Annotated in this window: 9 protein-coding genes and 1 pseudogene; 6 read left to right on the top strand and 4 right to left on the bottom strand. The window is 70.1% G+C overall.

Annotation, left to right across the window (positions count from 1 at the left end; translation table 11 throughout):
* Positions 1–2 precede the first annotated feature (2 nt).
* Entirely contained in the window at positions 3–1,001 is a 999-nt protein-coding gene (locus QFZ76_RS37740; protein WP_307677872.1) for an acetylxylan esterase, read from the top strand.
* Between the two features lie 254 nt (positions 1,002–1,255).
* Here the strand turns inward: QFZ76_RS37740 and QFZ76_RS37735 are convergent, their stop codons facing one another.
* The 3 genes from QFZ76_RS37735 to QFZ76_RS37725 form a co-directional block, all read right to left on the bottom strand.
* On the bottom strand, positions 1,256–2,347 hold the full coding sequence (locus QFZ76_RS37735) for a lytic polysaccharide monooxygenase (protein ID WP_307677871.1): 1,092 nt from the start codon (positions 2,345–2,347) through the stop codon (positions 1,256–1,258).
* 266 nt (positions 2,348–2,613) lie between these two features.
* A complete protein-coding gene (locus tag QFZ76_RS37730) occupies positions 2,614–2,829 on the bottom strand; it encodes a hypothetical protein (protein ID WP_307677870.1) in 216 nt (71 codons plus the stop codon).
* 25 nt (positions 2,830–2,854) lie between these two features.
* Positions 2,855–4,390, bottom strand: coding sequence for an ATP-binding protein (locus QFZ76_RS37725; protein WP_307677869.1), 1,536 nt, complete (start codon positions 4,388–4,390; stop codon positions 2,855–2,857).
* Between the two features lie 358 nt (positions 4,391–4,748).
* Between QFZ76_RS37725 and QFZ76_RS37720 the strand changes: the two are divergent.
* The 3 genes and pseudogenes from QFZ76_RS37720 to QFZ76_RS37710 form a co-directional block, all read left to right on the top strand.
* A pseudogene (locus QFZ76_RS37720) lies at positions 4,749–5,807 on the top strand (S8 family serine peptidase); the annotation flags it as partial.
* Between the two features lie 70 nt (positions 5,808–5,877).
* The gene (locus tag QFZ76_RS37715) at positions 5,878–8,427 is read left to right on the top strand and encodes a S8 family serine peptidase (RefSeq protein WP_307680240.1); all 2,550 of its coding nucleotides are present in this window, start codon (positions 5,878–5,880) and stop codon (positions 8,425–8,427) included.
* A gap of 57 nt (positions 8,428–8,484) precedes the next feature.
* A complete protein-coding gene (locus QFZ76_RS37710) occupies positions 8,485–9,504 on the top strand; it encodes a response regulator transcription factor (protein ID WP_307677868.1) in 1,020 nt (339 codons plus the stop codon).
* Between the two features lie 73 nt (positions 9,505–9,577).
* Here the strand turns inward: QFZ76_RS37710 and acnA are convergent, their stop codons facing one another.
* Positions 9,578–12,295 carry an aconitate hydratase AcnA gene (acnA, locus tag QFZ76_RS37705; RefSeq protein WP_307677867.1) on the bottom strand — a complete coding sequence of 906 codons (2,718 nt, stop codon included), beginning with the start codon at positions 12,293–12,295 and terminating at the stop codon, positions 9,578–9,580.
* A gap of 220 nt (positions 12,296–12,515) precedes the next feature.
* Here acnA and QFZ76_RS37700 point away from each other — a divergent pair, with 220 nt between their 5' ends.
* Both QFZ76_RS37700 and QFZ76_RS37695 read left to right on the top strand, forming a co-directional pair.
* On the top strand, positions 12,516–13,337 hold the full coding sequence (locus QFZ76_RS37700) for a hypothetical protein (RefSeq protein ID WP_307677866.1): 822 nt from the start codon (positions 12,516–12,518) through the stop codon (positions 13,335–13,337).
* A 24-nt stretch (positions 13,338–13,361) separates the two neighbouring features.
* On the top strand, positions 13,362–13,562 hold the full coding sequence (locus QFZ76_RS37695) for a DUF4236 domain-containing protein (RefSeq protein WP_307677865.1): 201 nt from the start codon (positions 13,362–13,364) through the stop codon (positions 13,560–13,562).
* Positions 13,563–13,637: the final 75 nt, after the last annotated feature.

Here is a 13,637-nt window from a genome sequence, read left to right as displayed (position 1 = left end):
CCGTGCCCGCGTTCGACCTGCCCCCGAGAGAGCTCGAGCAGTACCGACCGGACCCCGAAGAGCCCGCCGACTTCGACGAGTTCTGGCTCGGCACCCTGAAGGAGGCCGGACAGAGGGACCCGGTGGCGTCGGCCCGCCCGGCGGACAGCGGTCTACGGCTGACGGAGACCTGGGACGTCACCTTCCGCGGCTTCGCCGGCGATCCGGTCCGCGCCTGGTACAGCCGACCCGCCGGGGTGCGCGAGCCGCTCCCGGCCGTCGTCGAGTACACCGGGTACGGCCGTGGACGCGGCCTCCCGCACGAGCGGCTGACCTGGGTGAACGCCGGATACGCGCACCTGCTCATGGACAACCGGGGCCAGGGCGACCAGTACGGCTGCGGCGGCGACACCCCCGACCCGCACGCGGGCGCCCCGGGCGGCCCCGGCCCCGCGGTACGCGGCCTGCTCGCGCCGCGGGACCACCACTACCGCCGCCTGATCACGGACGCGGTGCGCGCGGTCGCCGCGGTGCGGGAACTGCCCGGGACGGACAGCGGCCGCGTCGCGGTCGTCGGCAACAGCCAGGGCGGCGGCCTCGCCCTGGCCGTCGCGGGGTTGGTGCCGGACGTGGCGGCGGCCCTGGTCACGGCCCCCTTCCTGTGCGGCATCCGACGCGCCCTCGACCTCACCGACGCGGCCCCGTACGGCGAGATCACCGCGTACCTGTCCGTCCACCGGGGCGCCGAACAGGCGGCCTACCGCACCCTGTCCTACCTGGAGGGCATCTCCTTCGCCCGGCGCGCGCAGGCCCCGGCACACTTCGGCGTGGGCCTGCGCGACACGGTGTGCCCGCCGAGCGGGGCGTACGCCGCGTTCAACCGCTATGGGGAGCTGGCCGACGTGGATCCCAGCAAGGAGATCCACGCCTATCCGTACAACGGTCACGAAGGCGGCGACGCGGTGCATGTGCGACGCCAACTGGACTGGCTGGCAGGCGTGTTGAGTCCAGCGCGGGCTTGAATGAGCGGACGTGAATGAGCGGGCGGGGCACCTGAAGGGCTCAGCGCCCACCGGATGACATCGTTGTCCGTTGGAGCGGTAGAGTCATGCACAGGTCATCGGACAACGTTGTCGCCCCATGGCCTCGCACAAGCCGACCTCACCCGGCCGGACGTTCTCCCCCCACGCCCGGCCGGCTCGCGGACCCGGTGGCACACAGCCCACCGGGTCCGCCCTGAGCAGCGGTTCGAGGCGACGGACCGGCCGGCGGCGGTTCAGCCGACCCGGCAGGGAAGGGTCGTCGCCGTGTCACCGCCGGAGCCGGAGACGACGTAGCCGAACGTCGTACTCTCCCCCGGATCCAGCGAACCGTTCCAGTCGGCGTTGTGGACCATCACCGCCTGGCCGGCGTAGGTCGCGTTGCCGCTCCACAAGCTGTCGACCTTCTGGCCGCCCGGCAGCGTCCAGTCGACCATCCAGCCCAGCATCGGCACGTCGCCGGAGTTGGTGACGGTCACCTCGGACTGGTAGCCGCCGTTCCAACTGCCCGTCGTCTTACGGGTGGCCGTGCAGGTGCCCGGCACCGGGTCGGTCGGGTTGCCCGGGTCGTGAATGCCGGTGACCTCGCCGTTGCCGCCGTCGAAGACGACGTCGGAGCAGGAGTAGAAGGTCTCGGCGCTGTCCGAGCGCTGCCACACCATGTAGATGAGGTGGCGTCCCGACTTGCCGTCGGGGAGCTTGCCGTTCCAGGAGTAGTTGGCCTCGACGTTGCCCGGGCTGCCGTTGAGCGGCGGGTGGTCGACGCTGAGGAAGGGCTGGTCCTCCATGTCGTCCCAGGTGAGGGTCTGCTTCGGGTCGAAGCCGTCCTTGGTGATGTAGACGTAGAACCAACCCGGGTGCGCCGCCCAGGCGTTGTACGAGAAGTCGACGGTCGCGCCCGAGGTGAGGTGGGTGAGCGGCCAGTCGTCGCGGGCCGCGTTGAAGCCGGTGAAGTTGGTGTTGCCGCCGCTGCACAGCTCGCCGTCCGGCACGAAGCCGCGGGTGCGGCCGGCGCCGTCCGAGCGCAGTACCGAGAACCAGTTGTAGAACGGCGTGGTGCCGCTGACCTGTTGGGCGTTCTTGCAGGCCGGGTTGACCGGCTTGATCTCACCGGTGTCGGTGAGGCCGTCCTGCCAGCACAGGAAGGTACGGCTGCCGGGCTTCATCGGGGTGCCGTGCGCCTCCGCCTCGCCGCCGGCCGTGACGACCAGGCTGAGCGCCGGGATCGTCGCGAGCAGGGCCACGAGGACGAGGAAGAGGGCTCTGGCGCGGGTGGGGAGCACTAATCGGCGCGGGGATCCCGCCGAGGCTGTTTTTGTCGTGATCATGACATATCAGTCCGTTCCTTGAGGTACGGGCCGTGTGTGGGTGTGCGGGTGCGCAGCGGATACGCCTGCGCGGACGTTTGTGCGGATGCGGGGGGTGGGGGCGACCACGGGGCAGGTTCCGGTCCACCCTGTGGGAGCGCTCCCACCCACCTGTGGGGGAAGCTAGCGCCGAGTGGCCCACTTGTAAACGGCCGGCGCACAAGGGCCGCACCTCGGTGAGTGCGGCCCCCGAGGTACTCGTGCCGTCAGTAGTGGTGCGGGGGAGGTCAGGAGGTGCCGGTGCGGTCCGGGCGTACGGAGAAGGCCGTGTCGCCCGCCACGGCCACGATCGCGTCCTTCACGAGCAGCACGCTCGGGATCCTGTCCTGCGCCGACGTATCCGGGTCGTCCAGCTTGTCCGTGGTCCACCGCACGGCGCCGGTCTTCCGGTCGAGCGCGAGGCGGCGGCCGTAGCGGTTGGCGAAGGAGAACGCCTGTGCCACGGGCGTGTCGCCGAGACCGGATCGCCTAGACCGACGCCGGCCTGCTCCGGGCCGCCTGCACCCCCGCCGGCTGATCCGCTGCCGGGAGGTCGACGGTGAACTCCGTGCGCCCGGGGACACTGTGCACGTCGATGCGACCGCCGTGCGCGGACGTGATCGCCGCCGCGATGGCCAGTCCCAACCCCGCCCCTCCCGCTCGCGCGTCCGTGCGGGACCGGGAGGCGTCGGCGCGGGTGAAGGGCTGGAAGACGGTGGGGAGGAGGGCGGGCGGGATGCCGGGGCCGTCGTCGCGGACCCGGATGACGCAGCGGGCGGGCGCGGCCTCGACGGACACCACCACGGTCGTGCCAACAGGCGTGTGCATACGCACGTTGGCCACCAGGTTGGCCACCACCCGGCGGAGCCGGGCCGCGTCACCGGCGACCAGCGCGGGCGCGTCGAGGGGCAGTTCGAGTTGCCAGTCGTGGCCGCGGCCCGCGGCCCGCGCGTCCCACACCGCCTCCGCGACCAGCGCCGCCATGTCGACCTCGGCGGACTGCAACGGGCGCCCCTCGTCGAGCCGGGCCAGCAGGAGCAGGTCCTCCACCAGGCCGGTCATCCGGGCCGACTCGGCGGACACGCGACGCCAGGCCAGTACCGGCTCGATGGGACCGGTCCCCCGGTTCATCAGCTCCGCGTATCCGGCGATGGACGCGAGCGGCGTACGGAGTTCATGGCTGGCGTCGGCGAGGAAGCGGCGCATGCGTTCCTCGCTGCGGCGCACCTGCTCCTCGCTGCGCCGGCGCTCGGTGATCGAGGACTCGACCTGGTCGATCAGGCGGTTGAGCGCGGCCCCGACCTGGCCGACCTCGTTGCCAGGGGCGGTGTCGTGTTCGGGCACCCGGGTGAGAGCGGCGGGCTCGTGGTGGCTCGGGAGGGACCAAGAGGCCTGGGCGGCGGTGGCCCGCGAGACCTCGGCGGCGGTGGCCGCCATCCGGCCGAGGGGACGCAGTTGGCGCCGGACGACGACCGCGCACACACCGCCCGCTGCGACGAGGCCGGCGCCGGCCACCCCGGCCTCGACCGCGATCAGGTTGCGGATCATGTCCTGTACCTCGCCCATCGCAAGGCCGGTGAGGACGAGGCTCCCGTCGGCGTCGAAGGCGGAGACCCGGTAGGTGCCCAGGCCGGGAAGCGTCCGGGTGTGCAGGGAGCCGTCGGCCTCGATGCCGGCGAGGGGGGCGCGTTGGGGTGCCGTGAGCGCCTGCGACCCGCCGTCCTTGGTCACGACCTCGGCGGCCACGATGTCCCCGTCGTCGTCGAGCCGGGCGGCGAGCGTGCCGACCGCCTGGCCCTGTCGAGTGAGGAACCCGAGGTCCGTGCCGATGCCCGGCCCGGTCCGGACGACGCCCCGGCTGTGCTCCGCGGCGTTGGCGACCCGCTGGTCGAACTCGCCGAGCAGGTAGGCGCGCTGGACCAGGACCGTGGTGAGAGCCATGGCCAGGCAGACGCCGACGAGTACGACGCCGACGAAGACGAGGAGCCGGGTGCGCAGGGACCGCCCACGCGAGCGCGCGCTCATCTCCCGTCCTCCGGCGGCCTGACGGCGTGCGGCTCGGTGAGTCCGGGCTCGTGGTCGGCGCTCGGCGCGCCGAGGCGGCCGTATCGGGTCGGGGGAATGCCAGACATGTCTCGATCCTGTCCCGGCAGGCTGAGGGAACCCTGTGATCCGACTGAGCCGCAGCCGTGCGACGACAAGACCTGACGAAGACCTACGAAAGCGCCGGTTCCCCTGGCCGAAGGGGGCATTGGCACTCCCCGGCCACAGGATTCCCTTGAGCCGCTTTCCACGCAGCGCTCACTCTGATCACTGGCTCCCGCTCACCAGGCCGGGAGCGTTCAGCGTTCAGCGTTCAGCGTTCAGGGGAGGAAGTCCACACATGCGAAGACTCCACGCCCTCTGGGCCGTGGCAGCCGCGGGCGGTCTGCTCACGGGGGCCATCACGCCCTCAGTGGCCGATCCCGCGTCCCCGGTCACCAAGTCGGCCACCAAGCCCGGCACCACGAGCACGCAGACCGTCACCCTCATCACCGGCGACACGGTCACACTCACCACCGGCGCCGACGGCAAGTCCGCCGTCGACGTCCGACGCGGCAAGGGCCGCGAGTCCGCCACCTTTCTGTCGAGCGAGGAGAACGGCGAGGTCAGCGTCGTACCGAACGACGCGATCCCGCTGCTTCAGGCGGGCCGTCTCGACCCGGCCCTGTTCAACGTCACCCAACTCGTCAAGCAGGGGTACGCGGACTCGAAGACCGGCGCCATCCCGCTGATCGCCACCTACCGCCAGGGGAACACCACCCCCGAGGGCGCGCGCAGGACGCTGTCCCTTCCCGGCATCGACGGCGCCGCGCTCAGCGCGAAGAAGTCCACCGCCGAGAGGTTCTGGGCGGACATCGCCCCCGACGCCGAGAAGACGGCCGCCGATCCCACGGCCAAGGCGGCCGGGGAGCTCGACGGCGGCCTCGACAAGCTCTGGCTGGACGCCAAGGTCAAGGCGTCCCTCGACGTCAGCGTCCCGCAGATCGGCGCCCCCGAGGTCTGGCAGGCCGGCTACGACGGCAAGGGCGTCAAGATCGCCGTCCTGGACACGGGCGTGGACGCCGGACACCCGGACCTCGCGGGCAAGATCGCGGAATCGAAGACCTTCGTGCCCGATCAGGAGGTACAGGACGGCCACGGTCACGGCACCCATGTCGCGTCCACGATCGCCGGCTCGGGTGCCGCCTCCGACGGCAGGCGCAAGGGGGTGGCGCCGGGCGCGGAGCTGATGGTCGGCAAGGTCCTCAACAACGCGGGCTCCGGCCAGTCGTCGTGGATCATCGCCGGCATGCAGTGGGCGGCGGAATCCGGCGCGGACATCGTCTCCATGTCCCTCGGCGGCACGGCCTCCGGCCCCTCGGACCCGCTGAGCGAGACGGTGGACGAGCTGTCCGCGTCGACCGGCACGCTCTTCGTGATCGCCTCGGGCAACTCGGGCCCCCGGGAGCAGACCGTCGGTACCGCCGGGCATCGCCGACTCGGCGCTCACGGTCGGCGCGGTCGACAAGTCCGACAAGCTCGCCTCGTTCTCCAGCCGTGGCCCGCGCCCCGGCGACTACGCGGTCAAGCCGGAGATCACCGCGCCCGGCGTGAGCATCACGGCGGCCCGCGCCTCCGGCACCGCCATGGGCACGCCGCTCGACGACAACTACACCGCGGCCAGCGGCACTTCGATGGCGACCCCGCACGTGGCAGGCGCGGCGGCGCTCGTCGCGCAGGCGCATCCGGACTGGACGGGCGAGCAGATCAAGGAGGCCCTGGCCAGTACCGCGAAGACGAACGCCGACAACTCCGTGTTCCAGCAGGGAGACGGCCGCGTCGACGCCGTGCGGGCGGTCACGCAGAACGTCTTCGGGACCTCGACGCTGAGCTTCGGCAAGTACGAGGACGGCGACACCGAGGTCGACAGCAAGGACATCACGTACACCAACACCACTGACGCGCCAGTGGAGTTGAAGCTCGCGTCGTCCCTCGCCGGTGTCACCCTGGGGGCCGGCACCGTGACCGTGCCCGCGAAGGGCACCGCCACCGTCCCGGTCGGCGTCGACCCGGCGAAGCAGGCCCAGGGCCGGTACGCGGGCCACATCACCGCGACCGCCGACGGCATCCTGGTCACGACGGGCGTCGGCTTCGAGAAGCAGCCGAAGAAGTACGACCTGAAGGTCTCCCTGGTGGGCCGCGACGGCAAGCCGACCACCGCGGCGTCGCTCTACACGTTGCATGAGCTCAACGGCGCCTACGCCAACGAGTACGGCTACATTGGCGCCACCGGGACCTGGGAGGTCCCGGCCGGTACGTACTCCATGGCCACCTGGATCTACGACACCGACGCGGGCGGCGTGGCCGTCGGCACGTCGGTCGTCGGTAATCCCGAGATCAAGGTCGACGGGGACACCGAGGTCACGCTCGACGCCCGTAAGGCGGTGGAGATCAAGCCGAAGACCAAGGAGGACGCCGAGCACCAGGGGTTCAGTACCTCCTGGCACCGCGAAGGGCCGGGCAGCTCCTGGGGGTTGACGTACAGCCAAGGCCCCTGGACCGACCACGTCTATGTGGCGCCGACCGAGAAGGTCACCGAGGGAACCCTCGAGTTCTACGCCAAGTTCCGTTTGTACGCGAAGGAGTTGACGGCGAGCGTCACCAGCCCCGAGAAGTACGCGCTGCCGCTCGACTACGCGAACACGTACAACGACTTCCCGGTGAAGATCACCGGTGACCGGAAGGTGCAGGCGGTGGACGCGGGCGCCGGCACGGCGGCCGACTTCGAGGGGCTCGACGTCAAGGGCAAGGCGGTGGTGGTCGGAGTCGACGCCGAGACGTGGGGGCCGGACGAGGCAATGGCCAACGCGGCCGAGGCGGGGGCGAGTTATCTGATCGCGTACCGCAAGAAGGCCGGCCACTGGATCACGGCCGTGGACAGGGCGACGATGCCGGTGATGATCGCCACCGGCGAGGACGGCGAGAAGCTCACCACCCTGCTGAAGAGCGGCAAGAAGGTCACGCTCAAGCTGGGCGGCACAGCGGTCAGCCCGTACGTCTACAACGTGACCCTCCCGCAGTCCGGAGCGATCTCACCGGACCAGACGTACACCCTGGACCGCTCCACCACGGCGAAGGTGACAAGCCGTTACCACGCGGGAACAGCGGGCGAGTTGGGGGCGGACACGGTCTACACCTTCCGCCCCTGGCAGCTGTACGCGATCGAGTCCAGCGACTACATGCAACTCGGCCGGGAACGCACCGAGTACTTCAACGTGAGCCCCGACACCCGCGTCTGGCACACCGTCTCCCCGTCCTGGGAGTCGAACGCGAGTCAGTGGAACACCTTGCGGACCTACGGCAAGGCGGGCACCCAGCCGAGCGAGGACTGGCTGCGGCAGGTGGTACGTCCGGCGACGAGCACCGAGTACGGCCTCTCGGAGCGCACCGGCGACAAACTCACCGTCTTCGTACCGGAGTTGAGCGATGCGATGCCCGGTCACTACGGGTACGTCAGAGACGTCAACGACACCGCGCAGGGCAAGCTCTACGCGGACGGTCAGCTGGTCGGCGACTCGGCGATCGGCGGGTACGGCGTCTTCGACGTCTCGGCGGCGAAGTCCTCGTACCGCTTCGTGCTCGACACCCAGCGCAAGGCCGACTGGACGCCGTACTCGACGAGCACCCACACCGAATGGTCCTTCGCCTCGGCGCACACCGATGAGGAGACGGCGTTGCCCCTGCTCTCCGTCGACTACGACCTGGACGGTCTCGACCTCCTCAACCGTGCTGAGTCCAAGCGGGAGTTGGATCTCCGACTGTCCGTCCGGGATCAGGAGGGGAGCGTCAAGGCCAAGGCCCTCAAGGCCTGGGTCTCGTACGACGACGGAACGTCCTGGAAGGAGACGAAGGTCCGGAACGGCAAGGCCGAGATCAAGCACCCGAAGGGCGCGGAGTCCGTGTCGCTGCGCGTGCAGGCCGCCGACGGTGCCGGAAACCAGGTCGATCAGACCGTCCTGCGGGCGTATGGCCTGAAGTAGGAGCGCCGCCAAAAGCGGTGCGGCATCCTTAACAAAGATCCTCTAGCGTGCCGAGCCATGGTGAACACGGCATACGACTCGGCAATCAGACAGCCGGCACTCAGACAGACCCCTGCCGCGAGCCCCTGGGCCGCGGTGGGGGTCTCCGCCTTCGACGAGCTGCTGTACCAGGCGGTTCTCCATCAGCCCGACGCGGGCGCGGCCGGCTGGGCACAGCTCACCGGCGCGTCCCCGGCCCGGGTGCGCGAAGCCTGCGACCGGTTGCTCACGCTCGGTCTGCTCCAGCCGCCCGACTCCACGGGCGGGTTACGGGCCGTCGATCCGCGCGTGGCGATCCGGGCCCTGATCCGGCGGCGCGAGACGGAGTCGGAGCTGCTTGCCGCCACTGCCGACGAGATGGCGACGGCGTACGAGGCGGGGCTGCTGCGCGAGAACCCGTCGCGCCTGGTCGACGTCGTGTCGGGCGAGGGCGCCAACGCCGCGCGCCTGGAGGAGTTGTACGCGCGCGCCGAGCACGAGGTGTGCGTCTTCGACACTCCCCCGTATCTCGCCCCGCGCACCCCACAGTTGGACCTCCAGGCGGATCTGCTCAGCCGTGGCATCGTCTACCGCACGGTGTACGCGGCCACCGCCCTGGAGGACCCGGACGTGCTGTACCACGCCTGGAAGATGGTCGAACTCGGCGAGCAGGCCCGGGTGTTGCCCACCGTGCCGATCAAACTGCTGGTCGTCGACGGCCGCACGGCGATGCTGCCGCTGACCGCCTCTGCCGCCGGCGGCTACTGCGCGGCGGTGGTGCGGCACTCGGCGGTGACCGAAGCGCTGCAGAAGCTCTTCGAGCTGGCCTGGCAGCAGGCGACGCCGCTCGGTCAGCCGGTCACCGACGGCGAACTCACCGAGGGCGAGCGGGCGTTGACGAGGCTGCTCGCCGCAGGCATGAAGGACGAGGCGGTGGCCCGGCACCTGGGGGTGAGCCTGCGGACGCTGCGTCGACGGGTGAGCGAACTGCAGGAGCGGCTGGGCGCGGCCAGCCGTTTCCAGCTGGGGGTACGGGCGGCGCAGCGCGGGTGGGTGTGACGGTATGACGCGAAGGGGCCGCGTCCCTGTGTCCTTCCAGGGATGCGGCCCCTCAACTGCCGTACGGGACGGCTTACTGGCGAATCAGGCTGCGCAGCACGTACTGCATGATGCCGCCGTTGCGGTAGTAGTCCGCCTCGCCGGGGGTGTCGATGCGGACGACCGCGTCGAACTCGACACCGGTGTCGGTGGTGACCTTGACCGTGCGCGGGGTGGTGCCGTTGTTGAGCTCCTCGACGCCGGTGAAGGAGAAGGTCTCCTCGCCGGTCAGGCCGAGGGAGGCGGCCGAGGCGCCCTCCGGGAACTGGAGCGGCAGGACGCCCATGCCGATGAGGTTCGAGCGGTGGATGCGCTCGTACGACTCGGCGATGACGGCCTTGACGCCGAGGAGCGCGGTGCCCTTGGCGGCCCAGTCGCGGGACGAGCCGGAGCCGTACTCCTTGCCGGCCAGGATGGCCAGCGGGGTGCCCTGCTCGATGTAGTTGCGGGAGGCGTCGTAGATGAACGACACGGGCGCGTCCGGCTGGGTGAAGTCGCGGGTGTAGCCGCCCTCGGTGCCCGGCGCGATCTGGTTGCGCAGGCGGATGTTGGCGAACGTGCCGCGGATCATGACCTCGTGGTTGCCTCGGCGCGAGCCGTAGCTGTTGAAGTCACGACGCTCCACACCGTGCTCGGTGAGGTACTTGCCGGCCGGGGTGTCGGCCTTGATGGCGCCGGCCGGGGAGATGTGGTCGGTGGTGACCGAGTCGCCCAGCTTGGCCAGGACGCGGGCGCCCGTGATGTCGGAGACCGGGGTGGTCTCCATCGTCATGCCCTCGAAGTACGGGGGCTTACGGACGTACGTCGACTGCGGGTCCCACTCGAAGGTGTTGCCGGTCGGGATCGGCAGCGCCTGCCACTGGGCGTCGCCCGCGAAGACGTCCTGGTAGGACTTGTTGAACATGTCCTCGCCGATGGCGTTCGCCACGACGTCGTTGACCTCGGCCTCGGAGGGCCAGATGTCCTTCAGGTAGACCGGGTTGCCGTCCTGGTCGATGCCCAGGGCGTCCTTGGTGATGTCCACCTTCATGGAGCCGGCGAGGGCGTACGCGACGACCAGCGGCGGGGACGCCAGGTAGTTCATCTTGACGTCGGGGTTGATCCGGCCCTCGAAGTTCCGGTTGCCGGAGAGGACCGAGGTGACCGCGAGGTCGTGGTCGTTGACGGCCTTGGAGACCTCCTCCGGCAGCGGGCCGGAGTTGCCGATGCAGGTGGTGCAGCCGTAGCCGACGAGGTTGAAGCCGACCTTGTCGAGGTAGGGGGTGAGCCCGGCCTTGTCGAAGTAGTCGGTGACGACCTTCGAACCCGGGGCGAGGGTGGTCTTGACCCACGGCTTGCGGGTCAGGCCCTTCTCCACGGCCTTCTTCGCGACGAGCGCGGCGGCGACCATCACGTAGGGGTTGGAGGTGTTGGTGCAGGAGGTGATGGCCGCGACCGTCACCGCACCGTGGTCGATCTCGTACGTCGAGCCGTCGGGGGCGGTCACGGTGACCGGGTTGGACGGAGCGCCGTTGGGCGCCATGGCCGGGGAGTCCGAGGCCGGGAAGGACTCCTGGCCCGCCTCGTCGACGCTGTCGACGTAGTTGCGGACGTCGACCTTGAACTGCTCGGCTGCGTTCGCGAGGACGATACGGTCCTGCGGGCGCTTCGGGCCGGCGATCGACGGGACGACCGTCGACAGGTCGAGCTCCAGCTTCTCGGAGAAGTCCGGCTCAGCCTTCGGGTCCAGCCAAAGGCCCTGCTCCTTGGCGTACGCCTCGACGAGCGCGAGCTGCTGCTCCGAGCGGCCGGTGAGCTTCAGGTACTTGATGGTCTCGTCGTCGATCGGGAAGATCGCGGCGGTGGAGCCGAACTCCGGCGACATGTTGCCGATGGTGGCGCGGTTCGCGAGCGAGGTGGCGGACACGCCCTCGCCGTAGAACTCGACGAACTTGCCGACGACGCCGTGCTTGCGCAGCATCTCGGTGATCGTGAGCACCAGGTCGGTGGCGGTGGTGCCGGGGGTGAGCTCACCGGTCAGCTTGAAGCCGACGACGCGCGGGATGAGCATCGAGACCGGCTGGCCCAGCATCGCGGCCTCGGCCTCGATACCGCCGACGCCCCAGCCCAGCACACCGAGGCCGTTGACCATCGTGGTGTGCGAGTCGGTGCCGACGAGGGTGTCGGGGTACGCCTGGCCGTTGCGGACCATGACGGTACGGGCCAGGTGCTCGATGTTGACCTGGTGGACGATGCCGGTGCCGGGCGGGACGACCTTGAAGTCGTCGAAGGCGGTCTGGCCCCAGCGCAGGAACTGGTAGCGCTCGCGGTTGCGGCCGTACTCCAGCTCGACGTTCTGCGCGAAGGCCTCGTTGGTGCCGAACTTGTCGGCGATGACGGAGTGGTCGATGACCAGCTCGGCCGGGGAGAGCGGGTTGACCTTCGCCGCGTCGCCGCCGAGCTCCTTGACGGCCTCACGCATGGTGGCGAGGTCCACGACACACGGCACACCGGTGAAGTCCTGCATGATCACGCGGGCCGGCGTGAACTGGATCTCCTGAGAGGGCTGGCCCTGCGAGTCCCAGCCGCCGATGGCGCGGATGTGGTCGGCGGTGATGTTCGCGCCGTCCTCCGTGCGGAGCAGGTTCTCGAGCAGGACCTTGAGGCTGTACGGCAGGCGGGCCGAGCCCTCCACCTTGTCCAGCCGGAAGATCTCGTACGACTCGTCGCCCACCTGCAGCGTGCTGCGGGCGTCGAAGCTGTTCGCCGACACGACAGTCTCCTTCATTCTTGTGCGCCTACCACCGCATCCTGCCGCCACGCCCTCTTGGCCGATCCGCTAAGGTAAGGCTAAGTTAGGCATGCCTTACTGCCGGACTGATGACGACGTGCGACCGCGGCGCGCCTCGGCAGATATCTCGATGTCGAGATAACTCTAGTACATGGGGCCGGGTTGGTCATGTCCGGCCTCCCTGTGATGTCCTCCTGCGACCATGAACCGAGCCGATTTCTCCTGGGACGAGTTCGCCTGGATGACCCGCGTGCCGCTGCCGCCGGACACCTGGGCCGCCACCGCGGGGGCGCTCGTCCCCCTCTATTACGCGCCGGAGGGGCGGGAGGGCCACCCGCTGGACGACGCCGAGATCGCATCGGCCGCGTGGACGGTCGCCCGGCTGCCGGCCCTGCTCGCCGCGGCCCGGCCCGCCCTGAGCGCCCACGCCGTCCACACCCTGGAGCCGGAGGACCTGGCGACCGCGTCCGACCTGGCCGATGCGGTCCGTGTCAGCGCCCTCTACGTCCACTCCGTCTCGAGGGACGGCATCCCCTACGTGGGCATCGAACTCTCCTGCCCGTGGGACGAGGAACACGGGCTGGGCGTCCTCATGCACGGCCCGCGTGTCGTCGACGCCGGCGGGGCCGACACCGCCCTCCTGCGCTGGATCGCCGAGCGGGACGCCACGGACCCGCGGGCAGGCCTGGACGAATCACTCATCGGCCACTGGGGCAGCACCCCCTTCGACCACGGCGTCATGGAGACGTCCGAGGTGGAGCTCCGCGCCAACGGCGAGGGGTGGAGCTCGCTGGCCAACCTCGGCGGGGAGTACGTCACACGGCTGACGTGGAGTTGCCCGGAGCCGGGGGTCCTCCAGCTGCGGGACGAGGACGGTCACGTCACGCGGCACCGGTACGTCGTCGGTCCGGCCGTACCGCCGTACGGCACGGAGCCGGTGACGTCGGTCACCTTCGAGGAGGCGGTGCAGTACGGCCATCAGTTCGCCAAGTCGGGGTATCCGACAGAGGTTGGGAGCAACTGACCCCGATCCTGAAGCGAGGCCCACATGCCCCTCACCTTCCGCAAGAGTTTCCGGATCCTGCCGGGCGTACGCCTGAACATCAACCGGCGCTCCTGGTCCGTCACCACCGGTGGTGGCCGCCACGGGCCGCGGCACACGAGCAGCAGCACAGGACGACGTACGACATCAGTGGATTTGCCCGGACCTTTCGGATGGCGCCGCACTCGTACGGCCAAGCGCCGTTGACGAACCCTCAGGTCTCTCGCCGTCATCACCCGAACGGCCCCCATCGAGAGGCACCATCTCATATCTGAGATAGCC

This window comes from Streptomyces sp. V4I2 (genome assembly GCF_030817655.1).
In the GTDB taxonomy this organism is placed as follows: Bacteria; Actinomycetota; Actinomycetes; order Streptomycetales; family Streptomycetaceae; genus Streptomyces; species Streptomyces plumbiresistens.
Note: the sequence above shows the minus strand (reverse complement) of the source record. Positions and strands in the feature narration are given on the sequence as shown.